Source organism: Mesorhizobium sp. LCM 4577, from assembly GCF_001854795.2.
Lineage (GTDB): Bacteria > Pseudomonadota > Alphaproteobacteria > Rhizobiales > Rhizobiaceae > Mesorhizobium > Mesorhizobium plurifarium.
On record NZ_MDDU01000028.1, the window covers coordinates 1 to 23,983 of the forward strand.

At 64.1% G+C, this 23,983-nt stretch carries 19 protein-coding genes; 11 read left to right on the forward strand and 8 right to left on the reverse strand.

The annotated features are described in order from the left end of the window. Positions 1-308 precede the first annotated feature (308 nt). Together LCM4577_RS24400 and LCM4577_RS24405 are read right to left on the reverse strand one after the other, a co-directional pair. Entirely contained in the window at positions 309-890 is a 582-nt protein-coding gene (locus LCM4577_RS24400; RefSeq protein ID WP_071036224.1) for a histidine phosphatase family protein, read from the reverse strand. A 145-nt stretch (positions 891-1,035) separates the two neighbouring features. After that, the gene (locus LCM4577_RS24405; RefSeq protein ID WP_071073892.1) at positions 1,036-2,370 is read right to left on the reverse strand and encodes a dicarboxylate/amino acid:cation symporter; all 1,335 of its coding nucleotides are present in this window, start codon (positions 2,368-2,370) and stop codon (positions 1,036-1,038) included. A 237-nt stretch (positions 2,371-2,607) separates the two neighbouring features. Between LCM4577_RS24405 and LCM4577_RS24410 the strand changes: the two genes are divergently transcribed. From LCM4577_RS24410 to LCM4577_RS24420, 3 genes are all read left to right on the forward strand, one after another. Next, on the forward strand, positions 2,608-4,473 hold the full coding sequence (locus LCM4577_RS24410; RefSeq protein WP_116390157.1) for an ATP-binding protein: 1,866 nt from the start codon (positions 2,608-2,610) through the stop codon (positions 4,471-4,473). After that, on the forward strand, positions 4,470-5,825 hold the full coding sequence (locus LCM4577_RS24415) for a sigma-54 dependent transcriptional regulator (protein WP_071073896.1): 1,356 nt from the start codon (positions 4,470-4,472) through the stop codon (positions 5,823-5,825). Before LCM4577_RS24410 ends, LCM4577_RS24415 begins: the two co-directional genes overlap by 4 nt. 213 nt (positions 5,826-6,038) lie before the next feature. Beyond that, entirely contained in the window at positions 6,039-6,386 is a 348-nt protein-coding gene (locus LCM4577_RS24420; protein WP_040985832.1) for a hypothetical protein, read from the forward strand. 153 nt (positions 6,387-6,539) lie between these two features. On the opposite strand, the gene LCM4577_RS24425 is transcribed toward LCM4577_RS24420, so the two are convergent. The 4 genes from LCM4577_RS24425 to LCM4577_RS24440 all read right to left on the reverse strand — a co-directional run bounded on the left by LCM4577_RS24425 (position 6,540) and on the right by LCM4577_RS24440 (position 13,262). Beyond that, complete coding sequence (locus tag LCM4577_RS24425) at positions 6,540-7,457, reverse strand: hypothetical protein (RefSeq protein WP_071036228.1); 918 nt, start codon at positions 7,455-7,457, stop codon at positions 6,540-6,542. Positions 7,458-7,767: 310 nt separating this feature from the next. Beyond that, the gene (gene ggt / locus LCM4577_RS24430; RefSeq protein WP_071073898.1) at positions 7,768-9,504 is read right to left on the reverse strand and encodes a gamma-glutamyltransferase; all 1,737 of its coding nucleotides are present in this window, start codon (positions 9,502-9,504) and stop codon (positions 7,768-7,770) included. Between the two features lie 270 nt (positions 9,505-9,774). Then, positions 9,775-11,067, reverse strand: a complete 1,293-nt coding sequence (gene rhaI, locus LCM4577_RS24435; RefSeq protein ID WP_071073901.1) for an L-rhamnose catabolism isomerase — start codon at positions 11,065-11,067, stop codon at positions 9,775-9,777. Positions 11,068-11,159: 92 nt separating this feature from the next. Continuing rightward, entirely contained in the window at positions 11,160-13,262 is a 2,103-nt protein-coding gene (locus LCM4577_RS24440; RefSeq protein WP_071073902.1) for a bifunctional rhamnulose-1-phosphate aldolase/short-chain dehydrogenase, read from the reverse strand. Between the two features lie 187 nt (positions 13,263-13,449). Between LCM4577_RS24440 and LCM4577_RS24445 the strand changes: the two genes are divergently transcribed. From LCM4577_RS24445 to LCM4577_RS24475, 7 genes are all read left to right on the forward strand, one after another. Continuing rightward, a complete protein-coding gene (locus LCM4577_RS24445) occupies positions 13,450-14,259 on the forward strand; it encodes a DeoR/GlpR family DNA-binding transcription regulator (protein WP_040986229.1) in 810 nt (269 codons plus the stop codon). A gap of 55 nt (positions 14,260-14,314) precedes the next feature. After that, positions 14,315-15,310, forward strand: a complete 996-nt coding sequence (gene rhaS / locus LCM4577_RS24450; protein ID WP_071073903.1) for a rhamnose ABC transporter substrate-binding protein — start codon at positions 14,315-14,317, stop codon at positions 15,308-15,310. A gap of 181 nt (positions 15,311-15,491) precedes the next feature. Next, a complete protein-coding gene (locus tag LCM4577_RS24455; RefSeq protein WP_071073904.1) occupies positions 15,492-17,033 on the forward strand; it encodes a sugar ABC transporter ATP-binding protein in 1,542 nt (513 codons plus the stop codon). Beyond that, positions 17,030-18,007, forward strand: coding sequence for an ABC transporter permease (locus LCM4577_RS24460; RefSeq protein ID WP_071073905.1), 978 nt, complete (start codon positions 17,030-17,032; stop codon positions 18,005-18,007). The genes LCM4577_RS24455 and LCM4577_RS24460 overlap by 4 nt, the downstream gene beginning before the upstream one ends. Next, complete coding sequence (locus tag LCM4577_RS24465) at positions 18,004-19,005, forward strand: ABC transporter permease (protein ID WP_041006495.1); 1,002 nt, start codon at positions 18,004-18,006, stop codon at positions 19,003-19,005. Before LCM4577_RS24460 ends, LCM4577_RS24465 begins: the two co-directional genes overlap by 4 nt. Next, positions 19,005-19,319, forward strand: a complete 315-nt coding sequence (gene rhaM / locus LCM4577_RS24470; RefSeq protein ID WP_198541078.1) for an L-rhamnose mutarotase — start codon at positions 19,005-19,007, stop codon at positions 19,317-19,319. Before LCM4577_RS24465 ends, rhaM begins: the two co-directional genes overlap by 1 nt. After that, complete coding sequence (locus LCM4577_RS24475; RefSeq protein WP_071073906.1) at positions 19,316-20,674, forward strand: FGGY-family carbohydrate kinase; 1,359 nt, start codon at positions 19,316-19,318, stop codon at positions 20,672-20,674. The genes rhaM and LCM4577_RS24475 overlap by 4 nt, the downstream gene beginning before the upstream one ends. Positions 20,675-20,684: 10 nt before the next feature. Here the strand turns inward: LCM4577_RS24475 and LCM4577_RS24480 are convergent, their stop codons facing one another. After that, positions 20,685-21,941, reverse strand: a complete 1,257-nt coding sequence (locus LCM4577_RS24480) for a D-amino acid dehydrogenase (RefSeq protein WP_071036237.1) — start codon at positions 21,939-21,941, stop codon at positions 20,685-20,687. Between the two features lie 161 nt (positions 21,942-22,102). Beyond that, positions 22,103-23,098, reverse strand: coding sequence for a UDP-glucose 4-epimerase GalE (gene galE, locus LCM4577_RS24485; RefSeq protein WP_040986231.1), 996 nt, complete (start codon positions 23,096-23,098; stop codon positions 22,103-22,105). A gap of 331 nt (positions 23,099-23,429) precedes the next feature. Here galE and LCM4577_RS24490 point away from each other — a divergent pair. Then, positions 23,430-23,983: aminotransferase class I/II-fold pyridoxal phosphate-dependent enzyme (locus tag LCM4577_RS24490; RefSeq protein ID WP_116390158.1), on the forward strand; the 554-nt coding region annotated here is incomplete at its 3' end.

Sequence of the window (23,983 nt, forward strand, 5' to 3'; positions counted from 1 at the left end):
TGTTGCCGGAGCCGGGACCGCTGCGCTGACCAAGCAAGGTTCGGATCGGCGCCCAGTCCAGTTCCTTTGCTATCAGGTCGAAGATCGTCTCATCCGCCGACGCAAGACCGTCCGCCAGGCTCAACTGACCAAGCACTCGATCGACCATCGCGAATCCTCCTTGCCGGATATCCGCATGGAATCACTGATCCGATTCTGTGCAAAGCCCTCCGGTGGGGAGAGGAGCTCTTCAGCGCCGGCGCCAACCTCTTCTCCCCTCGGGGAGAAGGTGGCCGCGTAGCGGCCGGATGAGGGGGAGTCCGCTGTCCCTACTTCTGGTTCCACCGCCGGATCACCGGCTCGGTCAGATCGTGCTCATAGCCGAGGATGCTGAGGCTCGCGGTATCGAGCACGAAATGCGCGCCGCCTGCCGGCGGCAGGCCGACCCAGCGCGCCGCGAAGACACGCAGGAAATGCGAGCTGGAGAAGATGAGCACATTGCCGGCAACCGCGCGAAGCCCGGCGATGACGGCATCGGCGCGGGCGCCGACATCGGCCGCAGTCTCGCCGTCCGGACACCCATCGCGAAACAACTGCCAGCCGGGACGCCCGGCAAGGATCTCCTTGGTCGTCACGCCTTCATAGGCGCCATAATCCCATTCCTGCAGGTCCGGTTTCTTGAGCGCGCGCTCGCCGAAGCCGGCGAGCCGGCAGGTGTCGAAGGCGCGTTGCGACGGGCTCGACCAGACCGCCTGGAAGGTGACGCCCTTGAGACGCTCAGCGACGCCGCGCGCGGCCTCCTCGCCTTTGGCGGTCAGCGGGATGTCGGTGCGGCCGGTATGCCTGCCCGAGAGGCTCCATTCGGTCTCGCCATGGCGGACAAGATAGATCTCGGGATACGCGCTGCTCATCGACCGCCCTCTTGGCTGACTATTTCGCCGGGAATCCGGCTGGCGCAGCCTATGCGGCGGCCGACAAAAAGAACAGGCCGCGGCAGAGCCACGGCCTGTCCGGCATCGGGAGGATGCCGTTGTCTTTCGCAATTCAGGACGGTGATCAGGCGGGTTGCAGCCCGCCCGACAGCGCGAGGTCGGCCTCCTCCGGCAATTGACCGGCCATGGCGGCGGCGAATTGCGTCTGGTCAAGCTCGCCTTCCCAGCGCGCCACGACGATGGTCGCGACCGCGTTGCCGACGAAGTTGGTGAGCGCGCGGCATTCCGACATGAAGCGGTCGACGCCGAGGATCAGCGCCATGCCGGCAACCGGCACCGAGGGCACGACCGAGAGCGTGGCAGCCAAGGTGATGAAGCCGGCGCCGGTGATGCCTGCAGCGCCTTTGGAGCTCAGCATGGCGACGAGCAAAAGCAGGATCTGGTCGCCGAAGCTGAGCGGCGTGTCGGTTGCCTGGGCGATGAACAGCGCGGCCAGCGTCATGTAGATGTTGGTGCCGTCGAGATTGAAGGAATAGCCTGTCGGGATGACAAGACCGACGACCGAGCGGTTGCAGCCGGCGCGCTCCATCTTGGCCATCAGTCCTGGAAGTGCTGCTTCCGACGACGAGGTGCCAAGCACCAGGAGCAGCTCTTCCTTGATGTAGCGGATCAGCGCCAGGATGGAGAAGCCGTTGTACCATGCGACGGCGCCGAGCACGACGAGCACGAAGAGCAGCGACGTCAGATAGAAGGTGCCGATCAGGAAGGCGAGGTTGGCGATCGCACCGATGCCGTATTTGCCGACGGTGAAGGCCATGGCGCCGAAAGCGCCGATGGGAGCCGCCTTCATCAGGATGGCAACGAGGCGGAAGACCGGCGCGGTCAACGCCTGCAGGAAATCGACCACGGGGCGGCCACGCTCGCCGACCAACGCCAGCGCTATGCCGAACAGCACCGAGAAGAACAGCACCTGCAGGATGTCGCCTTCAGCAAACGCGCCGGTGATGGTGTCGGGGATGATGTTCATCAGGAAGCCGACGATCGAGGTGTCGTGCGCCTTCTCGGTGAAGGTCGCCACTTTCGAGGGGTCGAGGGTCGCGGGATTGATGTGCATGCCGGCGCCGGGTTGGATGACGTTGGACACGACGAGGCCGACGACGAGCGCCAATGTCGAGAAGACGAGGAAATAGATCATCGCCTTGCCGGCGACGCGGCCGACCTTGTGCAGATCGGAAACGCCGGCGATGCCGGTCGCCACCGTGAGGAAGATCACCGGCGCGATGACCATCTTGACCAGCTTGATGAAGGCATCGCCAAGCGGCTTCAGCGAGGCACCCAGATCGGGATAGAAATGGCCAAGCAGGATGCCGGCGGCGATCGCCGCCAGGACCTGCACATAGAGATGCCGGTAAAAGGGGATTTTGCCGCGTGGTTCGGCGGCAGCGATTGCTGTCTGCATGATGTCCTCCGTTCGGCCCCCGATCGAGACGCTCGACCTCCCTGGGGGCTGTTGACCTCCACAGCCTCGCGGCTGCTGCGGATGCGTTTGCAATGCGCATGCCAGATGACGCCCAAAGCCTCTGAATATTGATCTTGTTGGCTTTTTTCGAACCAATGACGGCATCTTCGAGGGCATCCGTGCGGTTATCCGCATAGGTCGAATTGCGCCTTGTGCGAAAACATGCACAGATGCGGCATGCTGCAACGCCCTGCCGCTGCCCTCGCCCCGACGCCCGAACTGCTTGCCGGGCGGGCGCGGCGCGCCTGGCTGCTGTTTACGGCGGCGGTGCTGGCGATCATCGCGGCAGCGCTTTACGGCGCAGGTCTTTATGGCCGCTCAACCGAGATCGAGGCTTTGGCCACGCAAGGACGCACCGACGCCAACCTCAAGGTCGCGCTGCTGCGCGCGGTGCTGGAAAACCCGCGCGCCCTGCCGCTCCTCCTGTCGGAGGACCAGCAAGTGCATGACGCGCTGAGCGAGCGCAGCCCTGCGTCGATCGACGTCTTGAACCGCAAGCTCGAAGGGCTGGTGTCGGGAACCAAGGCCTCGGTGCTCTATGTCACCGGCACGGACGGCCTGGCGATCGCGTCCAGCAACTGGCGCGAGCCGGTGAGTTTCGTCGGCAACGACTATGGTTTCCGCGCCTATTTCTCGGGCGCGATGGAAACCGGCACGGCCGAGTATTTCGCGCTCGGCAATGTCAGCAAGCGCCCGGGCCTTTACATCTCGCGTCGCGTCGACGGCGCTTCGGGGCCGCTCGGCGTCGTCGTGGTCAAGATGGAGTTCGACCAGCTCGAGTCCGACTGGCGCGAGGCGAACCGGCCGGCCTATGTCAGCGATGCGCATGGCGTGGTGCTGATCACGAGCGTGCCCTCCTGGCGGTTCCTGACGACGGAGCCGCTTGGCCGGCCGGTGCTTGCCGATATCCGCGCCAATCAGCAATTCGGCGATGCGCCGCTGGTGCCCTTGCCGATCACGAAACCGCAACCGCTGAGCTCCGGCGTCGCGCTTGTCCATGCGATCACGCCAGGGGGCAGCGACGCCGAGTATCTGCGGCTGTCGACCGCGGTGCCGTCGACGCCCTGGCGGCTCGACTATCTCGTTCCGGCCGAAGCACCGGTCGCGGCGGCGCAGCGCGAAATGYGGCTCTTGGCGCTCGGTGTCCTCGTGCCGCTCATCGCCTTTGCCGCCTATCTGTTGTGGCGCCGGCAATCCGGGCAGATGCGGATCGCCGCCGAACAGGCAGCACGCGCCGAGCTGGAACGCCGCGTCGTCGAGCGCACGCAGGATCTGAGCCTGGCGCGCGACAGGCTGCAGGCCGAGATCGCCGACCACCGCAGCACCGAGGCGAAGCTGCAGGTGATGCAGCAAGAGTTGGTGCAGGCCAACCGGCTTGCCACCCTTGGCCAGGTCGCCGCCGGCGTAGCGCATGAGATCAACCAACCGGTGGCGACGATCCGCGCCTATGCCGACAACGCGCGCGTCTTCCTCGAGCGCAAGCAGAGCGCCTCGGCCGAAGAGAACCTTGACGCCATCGCCGCGCTGACCGAGCGTATCGGCTCGATCACCGATGAACTGAAAGCTTTCGCCCGCAAGGGCCGCACCGCGGCCGAGCCCATTGAATTGCGCGGCGTGATCGAAGGCGCCGTGGTGCTGCTCAGGAGCCGCTTCGCCGGCCGGCTGGACGCGCTGGCGATCACTCTGCCGCCGCCGACGCTGAAGGTGATGGGAAACCGGTTGAGGCTGGAGCAGGTGCTGATCAACCTGTTCCAGAACGCGCTGGAGGCGCTCGATGGCCGCGATGATGCGAGGGTCGAAGTCTCCGCCGCCGAAACCGCCGAGGACGTGGCGTTGGTCGTCTCCGACAACGGGCCGGGCATCCCGCCGGCGATCCTGAAATCGCTGTTCACGCCGTTCAATACCTCCAAGGAAAAGGGCCTCGGGCTCGGCCTCGTCATCGCCAAGGACATCGTCGCCGACTATGGCGGGCGCATCGAGGTTTCGAGCAGCAGCCAGGGCACACGCTTCACCATCCATCTGTCGAAAGCCGGCGCAGCATGACGAAGCACGATCCGGCACCGGTGATCCTGATCGATGACGACAGCGACCTGCTCAAGGCGACAAGGCAGACGCTGGAGCTGGCCGGCTTTGCGGTGTCGGCTTACGCGGTGCCCAGCGAGGCTCTGGCGGCGCTCGACAGGAATTTCGCCGGCGTGGTTGTCTCGGACATCCGCATGCCGGAGGTCGACGGGTTGCAGCTCTTCGACCGTGTGCTGCGGCTGGATCCCGATATCCCCGTCATCCTGGTTACCGGCCATGGCGACATCGCGATGGCGGTCAAGGCGATCAAGGACGGCGCCTACGACTTCATCACCAAACCTTTCGCCGCCGACCGGCTGGCGCAGAGCGTTGCCCGCGCCGCGGAGAAACGCCGTCTGGTGATGGAAAACCGCGCCTTGCGCGAAGCGGCCGAGCAAGCACAGGAGGGATTGCCGCTGATCGGCCAGACGCCCGCCATGGAGCGGCTGCGCCGGACGCTGCGGCAGATCGCCGACACCGATGTCGACGTGCTGGTGACCGGCGAGACCGGCTCCGGCAAGGAGGTGGTGGCTGGCCTGCTGCACCGTTGGAGCCGCCGCGCCAAGGGCAATTTCGTCGCGCTGAATTGCGGCACGCTGCCGGAGACGGTCATCGAAAGCGAGCTGTTCGGACACGAGGCCGGCGCCTTCACCGGCGCGCAGAAGAAGCGCGTCGGCCGCATCGAGCATTCGAGCGGCGGCACGCTGTTCCTCGACGAGATCGAGAGCATGCCGGCCGCGACGCAGGTGCAGATGCTGCGCGTGCTCGAAATGCGCGAGGTAACGCCGCTCGGCACCAACGAAGTGCGCCCGGTCGACCTGCGCGTCGTCGCCGCCGCCAAGGTCGATCTCGGCGATCCCAGCCAGCGCGGCGCTTTTCGCGAGGACCTCTATTACCGGCTCAATGTGGTGACGCTTTCCATTCCGCCGCTTCGCGAAAGGCGGGACGACGTGCCGCTGTTGTTCGGCTACTTCGCCGAGCGCGCCGCCGACCGCTTCCGGCGCACCGTGCCGGCGATCTCCACCGCGACCCAGCGTCATCTGAAGGACCATGACTGGCCGGGCAATGTGCGCGAACTCGCCCATTTCGCCGAACGTTTCGTGCTTGGGCTCGATCATGTCGGTGAAACGCCTTCCCCGGCGGCAACGCAGAGCGACACCGCGATGCCGTTGCCTGAACGGCTCGATCGCTACGAGGCCGAGATCATCCGCGAGACACTTGGTCGCAACGACGGCGACGTCCGCCGCACCATCGAGGCGCTCGGCATTCCGCGCAAGACCTTCTACGACAAGCTGCAGCGGCACGGCATCGTGCGCAGTGATTTTTCCAGGTAGATCAAGGCCAGAGCTGGAGCATGACGTCGTCCGAAAACCGCTTCACCTTTTTCGGCATCATGCCCTGGAACCGCAACGCTGCTACGCCGTTGAGATTGGCCGGGAAACCGTGGCACGAGGGCATCAGCCGAACGGCGAATGCATCGCCGTGGCGGCTTTGCCGGGTTGCGCTCGGCAGGCGTTGATGGTTTGTTGCCGCCCAGCGGAGAACGAATGATGCGCGAATCCCTCGGTCAAGACGAATACGGCTCGACCAGCCCTTTCGACCCGGACGACCTGCCCAATCTCAATGCGATGGGGCCGGCGATGGGCAGCGGCAATGATTTCGAGAAATATGCCGTCGCCGTCATCATCGTCTTCGGCGCGCTGATCATCGGCGGTCTGATGGCCGCCTCCATGTCCTTCGGCCATCGCAACGGCTTCCTGTTCGCGCTCGGCGGCGCCACGGCGGCCTGGATTTCGGGCAATGCGCTGCTGCTCGACCGGCCGCGTATCTATGCGCTGTTCGTCGCCATTGCCGCCGTCATGCTGATCGCCTCGACCATCACGCTGGTGACCTGAGAAAACAATCCAGCTGCTTCGAGATCGAACCAACCCAGAGCGCTTCGCGGAAACGGCGAACCGTTCTCCTTGTTTTACGCAATCCCGGGCGGAAGGCCACGGCGAGGTCGCCGAGCCCAAACGCTCACACTTTTCCTGGAATTACTCCAGGCATCAGACGGCCTCGGATGGAGCTACAGATGCTTCGGTCTCCCATTCGGCAACGTCGGCCTTGATCGGATGGTAGAGCATGGCTCGCTGCGTGAATGCGGTATCGTCTTCGTGAAAATAAGCCGTCATCGATGGGCGCCAGACGAATGTCCCCGGACTGAGAAGCACGTCCTTCGCCAGATTCAGATAGTTTCGCCTCCTTCGGCGCCAAGGCACGAACGGCCCGGTCCCGCCGATGTCCTCGATTCTCAGGCCATGGACACGCGCAATGGTCGGCACGAGGAATTCGTAGTGCCCACTCCATTCGCCTGTCGAAAGCGCCTCCTCGTAGGTGGCAATAAAGCGCCTCGAAACGCGCATGATGGGCATAAATGCCCTCGTGAACCGTGATTTCGGGCACGGTCCATTTGCAGAGTTCCAGAATGCCCAGCGCGGGTCGCGGCGACGCGTATTGAGCGTCGTCGTCAGCAAGTCCGCGCCGTTATTTGAAAACTGCCGGAAAAAATCGAGCCACCGGCCGGCAAAGTCGACGTCATATTCGAGAACCCAGACGAACTCCCGATTTGCAGACTTCGCCAAAGGGAAGAGGACGATGTCCATATGGCCCGACAAATTCCCGTTATTCACGGCTTGCCGCACGCGCACGGAGGTCCGGTCGATCTCGAATTCTCCTCGTCCGGCGATGAGATCGCCCAACGTCCACGGATTATAGGCGAACTGCCAGTCGATGATCTCCCGCGTTTCGCTGCGGAGACGGTCAAAATGAGCCTGTATTCGATCGTTCAGCACATGCGATATGAAGATTCCTGCCGGCCGGCCACCCGTCGATGGGCCGAGCCTTGGCCGCTGAAACGCTGCGAAGCGAAAGGGATTCATCGGCGGGCGATCCTGCGGAAAAGCCGCGTCCAGAGATACCGACATTTCAACAATTCGAACGCTCCCCGCTCCGTCTTCTCATAGAATTCAAGTTTGCTGGCCCGCTGCCCGCGGCTTCGTACAGGTCTACTTGCGAAGCATATTAAAGGGATATGGGGACGGGCATCCGCTCCTTCGCCTTGTAACGATTTTCCATTAATCTTCAAAGGCCTGAGCAATCGTGGCGCAGACGTGTCGTCCAGGTCGCATTCCCTGACCGGGCAGCGACAACACCGTCGCTGCGATCAGTCGGGTGGCGCCGGCCAAGGCGGCGACCACTGCCACATTAAATGACCTGACCATTCTAGGCCGTGAGCTAGTATCCCAGCGCCTCGCCGGCAGYCGCGCGGCTGTCCATGGCGCCGTTGTAGCGTGCGCCACCGCCCTTTTCGATTTCCGCCAGGCTTTTGCCGCCGACAAGGATGCCGGCGGCCCGACCCCAGGTCTCGTCGCTCAGGTCGAGGTGATAACCCATGCCGGCAAGCAGCTTCTCCGTGTCCGGGGACAGGCCGAACGGCTCGACATAGACCGTATCGGGCAGCCATTGATGATGGATGCGCGGCGCGTCGATTGCTTCCTGGATATCCATGCCGTGATCGATCACGTTGACGATCGCCTCCAGCGTGATGGTTATGATGCGCGAGCCGCCCGGGCTGCCTATGACCATGAACGGCTTGCCGTCCTTCGTCACGATCGTCGGGCTCATCGAGGATAAAGGCGTCTTCTTCGGCTGAATGGCGTTGGCCTCGCCCTGGACCAGCCCGTAGAGGTTGGGCACGCCGGGCTTCTGGGTGAAGTCGTCCATCTCGTTGTTGAGCAGGATGCCGGTGCCGTCGGCGACGACGCCGGCGCCGTAGGAGCCGTTCAGCGTGTAGGTGACCGCGACCGCGTTGCCGTCCTTGTCGATGATCGAATAGTGCGTGGTTTCCTTCGGCTCGCCGAAACCTTTCGGCATCAGATCCTTCGACACGCCGGCGCGGAAGGGATCGATCTTGTCGCGGATGTCCTTGGCGTAGTTCTTGTCGAGCAGCTTCGAGACCGGATTGTCGACGAAATCCGGGTCACCGAGCGCCGAATTGCGGTCGACATAGGCATGGCGAATGGCCTCGACCATGACATGGACTGTCTCGGCCGAGCCGGCGCCGAGATAGGACAGCGGATAGCCTTCCAGCACGTTGAGGATTTCGCAGATGATGACGCCGCCCGAGCTTGGCGGCGGAGAGGAGATGATCTCGTAGCCGCGGTAGTCGCAGGTCACCGGCTTTAGCTCACGCACCGCATATTGCTCGAAATCGGCCTTGGCGAGGATACCGCCCTTGGCGCCGCTCGCCTTGACGATGGCATCGGCAATGGCGCCCTTGTAGAAGGCGTCCGGCCCCTTTTGCGAGATCGCCGACAGCGAGGCGGCGAGGTCCGGCTGAACGAGCTTCTCGCCGATGCCATAAGGCTTGCCGTCGTTCTTCAGGAAGATGGCGGCCGCCGCCGGGTCCTTCGCCAGCCGGTCGGCGCTGTCGGCGAACGAAGCCGCGTCGCCCTGGGTGAGGATGAAACCGTCCTTGGCATAGGCGATCGCCGGCGCCACCAAATCCTGCCTCGAAAGCGTGCCGTATTTCTCGCGCGCCATCTCGAAGCCGGCCACCGAGCCCGGCACGCCGACGGCAAGATAGCCGTCGAGGCTGGCTCCCTTGATCGGCTTGCCGTCCTTGTCGAGATACATGGTCCTGGTGGCGGCGAGCGGCGCGCGCTCGCGGAAATCGATGAAGGTGGTGCGGCCGTCCTTCAGCCGGATGGTCATGAACCCTCCGCCGCCGATATTGCCCGCTTCGGGAAAGACCACGGCCAGCGCGTAGCCGACCGCGACAGCGGCATCGACGGCGTTGCCGCCTTTCTTCAGCACGTCGACACCGACTTCGGTCGCCAGATGCTGCTCCGTGACCACCATGCCGTGCTCGCCCTTGGCTGGAGCAGGCGACGCGGCGAAGACGGCGGATGATATGAACGCGAAGGTAAGCGAAAGGCTGAGGGCGATCAGCGACCGGCGGGTGAGATGCATGCGGGCTCTCCGGGCGTGGGGGAGCTTAGGAAAGACCGTTGAGGTGGGTGAGTCCAGCCGATAGTGACGGCTGGCGATCCTCACACCCCCCTCTGGCTCGCCGGCCATCTCCCCCGCAAGGGGGGAGATTGGATGTCGCCGTCGCTTTCGCCAACCGCCGACGTTGCAGGAACCGCACCGGCGGCGAAACTGCTGATCTCCCCCCTTGCGGGGGAGATGTCCGGCAGGACAGAGGGGGTGCTCAAGCGCCGCCCCTCGCCGCCGATCGATCTACACAATCCCGCCACCGCCGCCGGCGACCGCCGGCCGTTCCGCCGCCACCTTGGCCCGGTAACCCGCCTCGCGATAGGCGGCGACAGGATCGATGGCGCCGCCGGTCCTGAGCCGCGCCATGGCGAGGATCGGCTCGACATCGGTGCGGTAGGCCGTCTTCAGCGTCTGCGTCGCCATCAGCGCGTCATTGGCCTCCTGGAAGCCCTCAAGCGCCTTGCGGTCGACCAGCAGCGCCTGTGCATAGGCGCGCTGTACCTCGACCGCCGACAGCATCAGGCTTTCGATCGGATCGGTGACGTTGTGGCTTTGGTCAAGCATATGCGCGGGGTGGAAGCCCCCGGCGCCGGCGAGTTCGGCATCGACCAGTTCGTTGAAGACGAGGAACAGCCGGTAGGGGTCGATCGAACCGGCATCGAGATCGTCGTCACCATATTTGGAATCGTTGAAGTGGAAGCCGCCCAGCTTTTTGAACTGGATCAGCCGCGACACGATCATCTCGATGTTGACGTTGGGCGCGTGGTGGCCGAGGTCGACCAGGCAGAAGGCTTTATCGCCGAGCTCCTTCGCGATGATGTAGTTGGTGCCCCAGTCCTGCACGACCGTCGAATAGAAGGCCGGCTCATACATCTTGTGCTCGGTGAACAGCCGCCAGTCGTCCGGCAGGCCGGCATAAATCTCGCGCATGGCGTCGAGATAGCGCTCGAAGGCTTTCGCAAAATTGACCTGGCCGGGGAAGTTCGAACCGTCGCCGATCCAGACCGTCAGCGCCTTGGAGCCCAGCGTCCTGCCGATCTCGATGCATTCGAGATTGTGCTCGACCGCCTGCCGGCGCGTGCCGGCATCGGCATGCGACAAAGAGCCGAATTTGTAGGAGAGCCTCTGGTCCTTGGCATCGGAGAAGGTGTTGGAATTCATGGCGTCGAAGCCGAGGCCGAAACGCGAGGCCGCCTGCTTCAGCCGGTTCGGATCGGCCTTGTCCCACGGGATGTGCAGCGAGACGGTCGGCGTCGCCTGCGTCAGTTGGGCAATGACGGCGCAGTCCTCGATCTTGTCGAAGATGTCGCGCGGCTCGCCGGAGCCGGGAAAACGGGCGAAGCGCGTGCCGCCGGTGCCGACGCCCCAGGACGGGATCGCCACGCCGAATTTCTCGACCTTGTCGCGGATGGCGTCGATGGCGATGCCGCGGCGGTCGAGACGCTCGCCGAGGGAAGCGTAGTCGCGGTCGAGGTTGGCTTTGCGCGCGGCGTTGTGGCTGGCGACGAGGTCGGTGCGGATAATCGTTTCGGACACTGCGGTTCCTCCCAGGAATACGTTCGGCAGGCGCTGCCCCTCATCCGCCTGCGGCACCTTCTCCCCGTTGAACGGGGAGAAGGGAAGTGCGCTTAGCGCGTAAAGCTTTGTGCGTTGCCGGCGTCCACATTGACGATGTTGCCGGTCGATTTGGCCGACATGTCGGAGGCGAAGAAGTAGATCGCTTCGGCAATGTCTTCCGGGAAGACCGAGCGTTTCAGCATCGAGCGCGAGCGGTAATGCTCCTCGAGATCGTCGGTCGACATCTTGTAGGCGGCGGCGCGTTGCTCCTTCCATTCGCCGGTCCAGATCTTGGAGCCGCGCAGCACGGCGTCCGGATTGACGACGTTGACCCTGATCTGCGCTTCCGCGCCCTCCAGCGCCAGGCAGCGGGCGAGATGGATCTCGGCCGCCTTGGCGGTGCAATAGGCAGACGCGTTCGGCGACGCGGCGAGCCCGTTCTTGGAGGCGACGAAGACGACGTTGCCGCCGATCTTCTGGACGCGGAACAGCCGGAAAGCCTCGCGGGAGACGAGGAAATAGCCGGTGGACAGGATGTCCATGTTCTTGTTCCACAAGGCCAGTGTCGTTTCCTCGATCGGCGCCGAGGAGGCGAGGCCGGCATTGGAGACCAGGATGTCGATGCCGCCGAACTCGACCGCCGTCTCGGCGAAACCGGAAAGCACCTGCTCTTCCGAGGTGACATCGATCCGCACCGGGCGGACGAAGTCCTTGCCGAACGCCTTCGACAGCTCGTCATTGGCGCTGGCCAAAGCCGCCTCGTCGATATCGGCGAGCACCACGCAGGCGCCTTCGCGCAGCAGCCGGTTGGCGGTGGCGCGGCCGATGCCGCCGGCGCCGCCGGTGACCAAGGCGATCTGGCCGGCCAGCGCCTTCGGCTTGGGCAGGCGCTGGAGCTTGGCTTCCTCGAGCTGCCAATATTCGATGTCGAAGGCTTCCTGAGCCGGCAGGCCGACATAGGACGAGACCGTCGAGGCGCCCCGCATGACGTTGATGGCGTTGACATAGAACTCGCCGGAGATGCGCGCGGTCGCCTTGTCGCCGGCGAAAGTGAACATGCCGACGCCGGGCATCAGGTAGACCACGGCATTGGGATCGCGGATGGCGGGCGAATCCGCATGCTTGCATGCGTCGTAGTAGGCCTGATAGCCGACGCGGTATTCGGCGATGTCATCCGCCAGGCGGGCGATGACGGCGTCGACATCCGGCTTTGCCGGGTCGAACTCGATGACCAGCGGCCGGATCTTGGTGCGCAGGAAATGGTCGGGGCAAGACGTGCCCAGCGCCGCCAGCGGCCGCAAATCCTTCGAATTGACGAACTCCAGCACCGCCGGCTGGTCGTCGAAATGGCCGAGCTTGTGGCTTTTCTCGGAGATCAGGCCGCGGATGCGCGGCATCAGCTTGGCGGCGATGGCGCGGCGCGCGGAAGCGTCCAGCGACTTCACCGCCTCGCCGCCGAAGATCGCCTTGCCCTGCGACTTGCGCTCGAACCAGTCGATCGCCTGGTTGATCACCGAGATCGTCGTTTCGTAGCATTCCTTTGGCGTGTCGCCCCAGGTGAACAGGCCGTGGCTTTCGAGCACGACGCCCTTGGCCTCGGGATTCTCGAGGCAGAATTTCTCCAGCCACAGGCCGAGCTCGAAGCCCGGCCGCTTCCAGGGCAGCCAGCCGATGGCGTCGCCGAAGATCTCCCTGGTGATCGCCTTGGAATCCTTGGCTGCGGCGACCGCGATGATGGCGTCGGGATGCATGTGGTCGACGCAGGCCTTGGGCACGAAAGCGTGCAGGGGCGTGTCGATCGAGGCCGCGCGCGGATTGAGGTTGAAGGTGCAGTGGGGCAGATAGCCCACCATCTCATCCTCATGCTCGACGCCGCGATAAAGAGCTTTGATGGCGCGCAGCTTGTCCATGTAGAGGGTGGCGAAACCGTCGAGCTTGATCGAGGCGCTGTCGCCGCCCGAACCCTTGACCCATAGTACCTCGACATCCTCGCCGGTCAGCGGGTCCTTCTGCCAGACCTTGGACGAGGTGTTGCCGCCGCCATAATTGGTGACGCGCTTGTCGGAACCCAACGTGTTCGAGCGATAGACCAGAAGCTCGGGACCGCTCATCCCTTCGGCTTTTGCATCGTCCCAAAGATTGGCGAGGCGCGAGCCGGAGCGCTTGTCGAGCATAGGTATCCTCCCTTGGAGCGCGAACGCCGCGCTCCTCTTTCTCGCGGCGAATGTCTACGCAAGCGCCCTGCTTGTCAATCATAAACGATCAAGATCGATCATATTGCACTGCACAATGAAATTATATGATCGGAAATGATTGACACTGCGCGTTTTCTAGTGCCTGATGCTCGAGCTGGGAGGAACCATGCACGAAAAAGAACGCCACAGGATCATTCTGTCCGCCGTCCAGGAAAAGCCTGTCGTGACGGTGCAGGAAATGGTCGAGCTGACGGACTCCTCCGAGGCGACGATCCGGCGCGACATCGCGGCGCTCCACGTGCAAAAGCGCCTGCGCCGGGTGCGCGGCGGCGCCGAGGCGATCTCGCCGCCGCAATTCATCGGCCTCGCCGGCCGGCCCTTCTCCGTCAACGAAACGTTGAACGCCGCGCAGAAGCGCGCGATCGCGCGGGAAGCGGTGAACCTTTGCACGGACGGCGAGCCGATCATCATCAATGGCGGCACCACCACCTTCCAGATGGTGCATTTCCTGACCGGACGCCGCATGCCGATCTTCACCAATTCCTTCCCGATCGCCGAGCATCTGCTCAAGCATTCGAAGAACACGGTGATGCTGTCGGGCGGCACGATCTACCGCGAGCAGAACATCATCCTGTCGCCCTTCGACAATGACGTGACGCGCAACTTCTATGCGCGGCGCATGTTCATGGGCGCGCAGGGGCTTGGGCCGCTCGGCCTGATGGAAGGCGATCCGCTGCTGATCCAGGCCGAGCAGAAACTGATCGACCAGGCCGACGAACTGGTGGTGCTGGTCGATTCCTCGAAATTCCGCATGCGCTCCAGCCTGATCCTGTGCGGGCTGTCGCGCATCGCGACCGTGATCACCGACGACGGCATCGAGGATCGCGAAGCCAAGATGCTGGAAACGGCGGGCGTGGCGCTGATCGTCGCCCGCGGACAGTCAAGCGACAAGGAAGAATCTTCACTGCAGGCCTGAGGGAAACTCGCGCCCGCAGCGGCGATGGAATGCAACGCTCAAGGGAGGATATTCGATGAGCTTTTTGAAGAAACTGCTGGTTACGGCGGCCTTTTCCGCCGCCATGTTCGTGAATGCCGCCTACGCCGAGAACGTCAAGATCGCGCTGGTCGTGAAGTCGCTCGGCAACGGCTTCTTCGACGCCGCCAACAAGGGCGCCGAGGAAGCGGCCAAGGAATTGGGCGATGTCGACGTCATCTACACCGGTCCGACCAAGGCGACCGCCGAAGCGCAGATTGAGGTGATCAATTCGCTGATCGCGCAGAAGGTCAATGCCATCGCCGTCTCGGCCAATGACGCCGACGCGCTGGTGCCGGTGCTGAAGAAGGCGATGGATCGCGGCATCACTGTGATCTCGTGGGACTCGGGCGTCGCCAAGGAAGGCCGCCAGCTCCACCTCAACCCGTCCGACACCGGCCTGATCGGCGAGACCATCATCAAGCTCGCCGCCGACTACCTGCCGGAGGGCGGCGACGTCGCGATCCTGTCGGCCTCCTCGACCGCGACCAACCAGAACGCCTGGATCGAGGCGGCCAAGAAGGTGCTGCCAGAGAAGTTCCCGAAGATCAACCTGGTCGCCACCGTCTATGGCGATGACGACTCGGCCAAGAGCACCGACGAAGCCAAGGGCCTCTTGAAGTCCTATCCGAACCTCAAGGCGATCATCGCGCCGACCACCGTCGGCGTCGTCGCCGCCGCGCAGGTCGTCACCGACGAGAACCTGATCGGCAAGGTCAATGTCACCGGCCTGGCGCTGCCGTCGGAGTTCAAGAAGTTCATCRACAACGGCGCTTCGCAGGCGGTTGCGCTGTGGAACCCGATCGACCTCGGCTATTCGGCGATCTACCTTGCCCATGACCTGGCCGTGAAGAAGGAAGAGGCCAAGCCCGGCGCGACGCTGTCGATCGGCCGCGTCGGCAAGGTGACGCTCGACGACACCAATTCCGCCGCGATGGCTCCGCCCTTCCAGTTCGACAAGACCAACATCGAGAAGTTCTCCAAGATCTACTGATCCTGGACTGACGGCGCTGCCCCCTCATCCGGCCGCTTCGCGGCCACCTTCTCCCCGGCGGGGAGAAGAGCCAGGCGCCAAGCTCGCAAGCCTCCTCTCCCCTCGGGGAGAGGTCGACCGAGCGAAGCGGAGGTCGGGTGAGGGGGAGTCAACACTGAATATAGACGGGCTTGATACGATTATGGATACGACGGCCCATCACGGCAAAGTAGAGGCACGGCCCCCGGCTTCGGCGCCCCGCCTGACGCTCTCCGGCATCTCGAAAAGTTTCCCCGGCGTGCGCGCCCTGCACAATGTCAGCCTGTCGCTCTACCCGGGACAGGTAACCGCGCTGATCGGCGAGAACGGCGCCGGCAAGTCGACGCTGGTCAAGATCATGACCGGCATCTATCAGCCCGACTCCGGCGAAATCGGCATCGACGGCCAGGCCACGACGCTGCCCAGCGCGCATGCCGCCTTCGGCCACGGCATCACCGCCATCCATCAGGAAACCGTGCTGTTCGACGACCTGTCGGTCGCCGAAAACATCTTCCTTGGCCATGCGCCGCGCACCCGCTTCGGCACCGTCGACTGGCGCACCATGCGCAAGAATGCCCGCGAGGTGCTGGAGACGATGCGCGCGGGCCATATCGACGCCGACGCAAGGCTGAAGGACCTCGGCATCGCCAACAAGCATCTGGTCGCCGTCGCCCGCGCCATGTCGATCGATGCCCGCATCGTCATCATGGACGAGCCGACGGCCGCTCTTTCGATGAAGGAGATCGAGGAGCTTTTCCTGCTGATCGAGTTCCTGAAGAGCGAAGGCAAGGCGGTGCTCTTCATCAGCCACAAGTTCGACGAGATCTACCGCATCGCCGACCGCTACACCGTCTTCCGGGACGGCGAGATGGTCGGTGAAGGCCTGCTCAAGGACACCGGCCAGAACGAGATCGTGCGCATGATGGTGGGCCGCAACGTCGATCACATCTTCCCGCAGCGCGAGCCGAAGATCGGCGCGCCGGTGCTCTCCGTCTCCGGCCTGTCGCACCCGACCGAGTTCGACGACATCGGCTTCGAATTGCGCAAGGGCGAGATCCTCGGCTTCTACGGGCTGGTCGGCGCCGGGCGCAGCGAGGTGATGCAGGCGATCGCCGGCATCACCCGCACGAGCCGGGGCGCGATTTCGCTGGACGGCCAGACGATCGCGCCGAAATCGGCGGCGGAGTCGATCGAGGCCGGCATCGTCTATGTGCCGGAAGAACGCGGCAAGCAGGGCGTTGTGATCGGCCTGCCGATCTTCCAGAACGTGTCGCTGCCGTCGCTCAAGCGCACCTCGAAATCAGGCGTGCTGAGGCTTGCGGAAGAGTTCTCGCTCGCCCGCTCCTACACCGAACGGCTCGATCTGCGCGCCTCATCGCTCAGCCAGGATGTCGGCACGCTTTCCGGCGGCAACCAGCAGAAGGTGGTCATCGCCAAATGGCTGGCCACAGCGCCCAAGGTGATCATCCTCGACGAGCCGACCAAGGGCATCGACATCGGCTCCAAGGCCGCCGTGCACGGCTTCATGGCAGAACTGGTCGCGCAAGGGCTTTCGGTGATCATGGTCTCGTCGGAGCTGCCCGAAATCCTCGGCATGTCGGACAGAGTCGTGGTCATGCGCGAAGGCCGTATCGCGGCCACCTACGACAACAAGGGCCTGGATGCCGAGACGCTGGTTCGGACGGCAGCGGGGATCGCGGCATGAAGAATTTCCTCAAATATCGCGAGATCTGGCTGCTTGCCGGCATCGTCGTGCTGATCGGCCTGATCTCGACGCGCTTCCCCGGCTTCGCCGACCCCGCCAATCTGCGCCAGGTGTTCAACGACACCTCGATCCTGATGATCCTGGCGCTTGGGCAGATGGTGGTGATCCTGACGCGCTCGATCGACCTCTCGATGGCGTCCAACCTCTGCTTCACCGGCATGGTGGTGGCGATGCTGAACGCCGCGCATCCGGCAATCCCGATCCCGGTGCTGATCGTCATCGCATTGCTCGTCGGGTTGATGCTCGGCGCGATCAACGGTTTCCTGGTGTGGCGGCTGAACATCCCTTCGATCGTGGTGACGCTGGGCACGCTGACCATCTATCGCGGCGCTACCTTCGTCGTCTCCGGCGGCGCCTGGGTCAATGCCGACCAGATGAGCCCCGCCTTCATCAACTTCCAGCGCGCCGCCTTTCTCGGCCTGCCGGTGCTGTCGTGGATCGCCATCATCGTGATCGCGCTGTTCTTCCTGGTGATGACGCGGACCGCGATCGGCCGCTCGATCTACGCCATCGGCGTCAACCCGACCGCATCGGTCTATGCCGGCATCGATGTCGGCCGGACAAAATTCATCGTCTTCTGTATCTCCGGCATGATCGGCGGGCTCGCCGGCTATCTCTGGATCTCGCGCTATGTGATCGCCTCGGTCGAGGTCGCCAACGGCTATGAGCTCAACATCATCGCCGCCTGCGTCATCGGCGGCATCTCCATCGCCGGCGGCATTGGCTCGGTCGGCGGCGCGGTGCTGGGCGCGCTGTTCCTCGGCATCATCTCCAACGCGCTGCCGGTCATCAACATCTCGCCCTTCTGGCAGATGGCGATCTCGGGCAGCGCCATCATCCTGGCCGTGGTGCTCAACGCGCGCGGCGAGCGCCGGCAGGGCCGCATCATCCTCAGAAAGGCGGAAGCGGCATGACCGACACCCCTGCCCCGCGCCACATTCCCGACCGGCTCGACAAGCCGCTGTCCTCGGCGATCTTCTCCTGGGAGGCGCTGCTGGTCGTCATCGCGGTGGCCATCTTCGCCGTGAACAGTTTTGCTTCGCCCTATTTCCTCGACCCGTGGTCGCTGTCGGACCTGACCTTCAACTTCACGGAAAAAGGGCTGATCGCGCTTGCCATGGCGCTGCTGATCATCTCCGGCGAGATCGACCTCTCCGTCGCCGCGATCGTGGCTTTGGCCTCGACCATGATGGGCATGGCCGTGCAGGCCGGCGCCGGAACGCCGGTGCTGGTTCTGATCGGCATTGCCGTCGGCCTCGCCTGCGGCGCCTTCAACGGGCTGCTCGTCACGCGGCTCGGCCTGCCGTCCATCGTCGTCACCATCGGCACGATGAGCCTGTTCCGCGGCATCGCCTTCATCATCCTGGGCGACCAGGCCTACAAGGGCTATCCGGAAAGCTTCGCCTTCTTCGGCCAGGGCTATGTCTGGTGGGTCTTCTCGTTCGAGCTGGCGCTATTCCTCGTCGCGGCTTTGATCTACTGGTTCGTGCTGCACCGTACGAGCTTCGGCCGCCGGGTCTTTGCCATCGGCAACAATCCCGTCGCCTGCCAGTTCTCCGGGGTGCGCGTCGACCGCATCAAATTCATCCTGTTCTGCCTGACCGGGCTGATGTCGGGCATCGCCTCGGTGCTGATCACCTCGCGGCTCGGCTCGACCAGGCCATCGATCGCGCAGGGCTACGAGCTCGAAGCCATCACCATGGTGGTGCTGGGCGGCGTCTCGATCCTTGGCGGTGCCGGGAGCATCCTGGGCGTCGTGCTCGCCGCCTTCATCATGGGGTTGGTGACGTTCGGGCTCGGCCTGCTCAACGTGCCCGGCATCGTCATGTCGATCTTCATCGGCCTGTTGCTGATCATCGTCATCGCGCTGCCGATCGTCTGGCGGCGGCTGCGCGAAGGACGCTTCGCCTGATGGAAAAATACGCCTTTAAGATGAAGCTCAATCCCGGCATGAAGGCCGAATACAAGCGCCGCCATGACGAGATCTGGCCTGAGCTGGTTGCGCTTCTGAAGCAGGCCGGCGTCTCCGATTATTCGATCCATCTCGACGAAGAGACCAACATCCTGTTCGGCGTGCTGTGGCGACGTGACGATCACGGCATGGCCGACCTGCCGAAGCATCCCGTGATGCAGCGCTGGTGGGCGCATATGGCCGACCTCATGGAGACCAGGCCCGACAACGAGCCGGTGGCCGTGCCGCTGGAAACAGTGTTCCATATGGCATGATCGTCGCCGTCATCGATATCGGCAAAACCAACGCCAAGGTGGCGCTGGTCGATCTCACGACGCTGAGCGAGATCGCGCTGCGTCGTATCGCCAACGCGCCAGTGCGGCAGGCGCCCTACCCGCATCACAATGTCGAGGCGCTGTGGACCTTCATCCTGAATAGCCTCGCCGATCTCAACCGCGAACGACGGATCGATGCGATCTCGATCACCACGCATGGCGCGACCGGGGCGCTGATCGACGCCTCCGGGGAACTGGTGCTCCCGGTGCTCGACTATGAATTCGACGGCCCCGACGGGCTGACCTTGGAGTATGACGCGGTCCGTCCGCCCTTCGCCGAAACCGGCACGCCACGGCTGCCCATCGGCCTCAATCTCGGTGCGCAGTTCTTCTGGCTGCAGAAGCGGTTCCCGGCGGACTTCGCCAGGACCGCCGCGATGCTGATGTACCCGCAATATTGGGCGCTGCGGCTGACCGGCATCGCCTCCAACGAGGTGACATCGCTCGGCTGTCACACCGATCTGTGGAATCCCTGGGCGTCCGACTATTCCTCGCTGGTCGACAGGATGGGCTGGTGTCCGCTGATGGCCCCGGTGCGGCCGGCAAAAGACCAGCTCGGACCGATCCTGTCCGCGCTCGCCGCGCAGACCGGGCTCGACCCGCAAACGCCCGTGTTCTGCGGCCTGCACGATTCCAACGCTTCGCTGCTGCCGCACCTGCTGTCCGACGCAGCGCCCTTCTGCGTCGTCTCGACCGGCACATGGGTGGTGTCGATGGCAGTGGGCGGCCGGAAGGTGGAGCTCGATGCGGCACGCGACACGCTGGTCAATGTCAATGCGCTCGGCGATCCGGTGCCGTCGGCGCGCTTCATGGGCGGACGCGAGTTTTCGCTGCTGACCGAGGGGCAGCCGCAGGAATGGAGCGAAGCCGATGTCGCCGCTGTCCTGGCGCGCCAGGTCTTGCTGCTGCCTTCCACCCAACAGGGCTCCGGGCCATTCCCGCATCGCGACGCCCAATGGGTCAATGCCGATGATTTGAGCCCAGGCCAGCGCTTCGCCGCCATCTCGTTCTATCTGGCGCTGATGGCCGCGACCTGCCTGGAACTGATCGGCGGCGATGGGCCAACAACGGTCGAGGGACCTTTCGCGCGCAACCCGCTTTTCATCCGCATGCTGGCGGCGGCGACGGGACGAGCGGTCGTTGCGTCGGAGACCTCGACAGGGACTAGCATCGGCGCCGCGCTGCTGGCGTCGGATGGCGCGCCAGCGATGAGCAAGGGCGAGCGGACCGAGCCGCCGGCCGATCCGGCCTGGCAAGCCTACAGGCAAGCGTGGCTGAAGAACGCCACCGCGTAAGCCAGCCGGCTCAGCGTGTCGTCCCGTACAGCAATCCTTTGGGATCGATCTGCGGCTTGCGGCCGGCGACGATGTCGGCCAGGAACTGCCCCGAGCCGCAGGCCATGGTCCAGCCGAGATGGCCGTGGCCGGTATCGAGATAGAGATTGCGGTATTTCGCCTGGCCGAAGACCGGCACCGAACTCGGCATCATCGGCCGCAGACCTGCCCAGAGCACGGCCTTCTTCTCGTCGAAGGCGCCCGGGAAAAGATCCTTGCCGGTTTCCAGGATGGTCCTGAAATCGCCGGGCTTGAAGCTGCGGTCGAAGCCGGTGAATTCGGCGGTCGAGGACATCCGCAGGCGATTGCCGAGCCTTGAATAGCCGATCAGCCGGTCCTCGTCGGCGCCGCCCATAGTCGGCCCCTTGCTCTCGTCCTCGAGGGGGATCGTCGCCGTGTAGCCCTTGACCGGATAGACCGGCAGGTCGACGCCGTAGCGGCGGCCGAGCAGGCCGCTTTCCGGCCCCATGGAGATGACGACGGCATCGCCTGTGACCGGGCCGGCCGAAGTCACCACCGCGCGCACCCGGTCGCCTTCGATGTCGAGGCCCTCGACCGTCGTGCCGAACAGGAATTTGACACCGAGCTTCTCGGCGGCATAGGCGGCGAGCCTGTCGGTGAATTGCCTGGAATCGCCGGTCTGGTCGATCGGCGAATAGATGCCGCCGGCGATCTTTTCCTTCACGCCGGCAAGGCCTGGCTCCAGCTCGACCAGGCGGTCGCGGCCGACGATCTCGATCGGCAGGCCGTGCTCGCCGAGATAGCGGTAATTGTCGGTGCCGGTGTCGAGGCTCTTTTGCGACCGGAAGAAGTAGAGAATGCCCTTCTTGCGCTCGTCGTAATGGATGCCGGTCTCCTCCGACAATTGATTGATGCATGCGCGCGAATGCAGCGCGAGCCTCAGCTTGATGTCGGTGTTGGCGCGCAGCCGCCTCACCGTGCATTCGCGCAGGAAGCGCAGGCTCCAGGCATAGAAATAGGGATCGAGGCGCAGCCTCACCTTGATGCCGAGGTCATGGTTCCAAAGCGCGCGCAGAAAAGTCTTCAGCGCGGCGGGCGAAGCCCAGGCGGTGGCGTCGCCAGGCGACACCAGGCCGGCATTCGACTGGCTGGTGCCGCGCGCCGCCGCTTCATGGCGCTCGATCACCGTCACCTCGTGACCGTCCCTTGCCAGATAATAGGCGGCCGCCGTGCCAACCACGCCGGCCCCGAGAACCAGGATTTTCATGCCGTCCCTCAAGCGTCGTCACGGCACTCCTTGGCGCGCCGCTGCATGAGGCCTCAATACCGCGTCTAGACGCGCCGCACGAGCCCTTGGCCCAACAGCTGGACTTTTTGTCTTGACGCAATTCCGGACGGAAAACCGCTGCGCACTTTTCCTGGAATTGCTCAGTTTCGAACAGAATTCTTCGTCGTCAGAATCCGTTCCCAGGCCAGCGCGTCGTTGACGATCAGGTCGAGATCGTCGCGTTGCGGCGTCCAGCCTAACTCCTTGCGGGCAAGTTCGGAATTGGCGACCACGGCGGCGGCGTCGCCCGGGCGGCGGTCGCCCATGCGCACGTCGAAGTCATGGCCAAAGGCGCGGCGCACGCTGTCGATCACCTCGAGCACCGAATAGCCATGGCTGTAGCCGCAATTGGCGACGAGGCTCTTCCCCCCGGCGCGCAGCCGTTGAAGCGCCAGCCGGTGCGCGGCGGCGAGATCGCTGACATGGATATAATCGCGCATGCAGGTGCCGTCCGGCGTCGGATAGTCGGTGCCGAAGACCTGCATGAAGGGGCGCTTGCCGAGCGCGGTCTCGCAGGCGACCTTGATCAGATGCGTGGCGCCGGGCGTCGACTGTCCGGTGCGGCCCTTCGGATCGGCGCCGGCGACATTGAAATAGCGCAGCGCCGTATAGCGGATGTCGTGCGCCAGGGCCGCGTCGCGCAGCATCCATTCGCTCATCAGCTTGGAGAGGCCGTAAGGCGATTCCGGCGCAAGGCGGGCATCCTCGCGCACCGGCTCCAGCCCGGCGCCGCCATAGACGGCAGCGGTGGAGGAGAAGATGAAATGCGGCACGCCTTCGCGCACGGCGGTTTCGATCAGCGTGCGCGTCTTGCAGGTGTTGTTCTCGTAATAGCCGAGCGGATCGGCGACCGATTCCGGCACCACGATCGAGCCGGCGAAGTGGATTATGGCGTCGACCTTATTCTCGCGGATGATCCGGCCGACCAGGTCGCGGTCGGCGACGTCGCCGACGACGAGCTTCGCTTCCGGGGCCACCGCCCATTCGAAGCCGGTGGAGAGCCGGTCGAGCACCACGACGCTCTCGCCGGCGTCCAGCAGCTCCCAGACCATGTGGCTGCCGATATAACCGGCACCGCCTGTCACCAAAACCGTCATCATCTACCTCGCTGATCAAGATTTATCGGAAACTGTCTCAACAGCCACCGCACTGGAAACCCCGCCGCAAGCCCGCTAAACCTCATGTCGTTCACCCAAAGTCGCGGTGCACTTTTGGGCGATATGCATAGGCCTCCCTATAATGTTAAGTCCGTAACAGTTCCTCCCGTCCGAGGCATCGTACTGAAACAAAACTGCTTCAAACAGCCGGAATAGGCCACGATCCGGCGTCGTTAGGAACAGGGCAAGGGCGTGGCATTTTGACCGGTTGGGCGCGGTGGACGCAACATAGGTCAATGACTATGATCCGCCGCAAAATTGGGAAGTCGACATGAATTACCAGCGGTTCTTCGAAGATGCGATCGACCAGCTCCACGCCGAGCGTCGCTACCGCGTCTTCGCCGATCTCGAGCGCATGGTGGGCAAGTTCCCGCGCGCCATCTGGCGTTCCAACGGCCGCGCCCAGGAGATCACCGTCTGGTGCTCCAACGACTATCTCGGCATGGGCCAGAACGAGGATGTGATCGCCGCCTTCCAGACCGCGGCCGGCAAGATGGGYTCGGGCGCCGGCGGCACCCGCAACATTTCCGGCACCTCCAACCCGCTGGTCGAGCTCGAGCATGAGCTCGCCGACCTGCACGACAAGGAGGCCGCGCTCGTCTTCACCTCCGGCTTCGTCTCCAACGAGGCCTCGATCTCGACCATTGCCAGGCTTTTGCCCAACTGCCTGATCATCTCGGACGAACTGAACCATGCCTCGATGATCGAGGGCGTGCGCCGCTCGGGGGCGGAAAAGAAGATCTTCCGCCACAACGACGTCGCGCATCTGGAAAGCCTGCTTCAGGCCGCGGGCCGAGAGCGCGCCAAGCTGATCGTCTTCGAAAG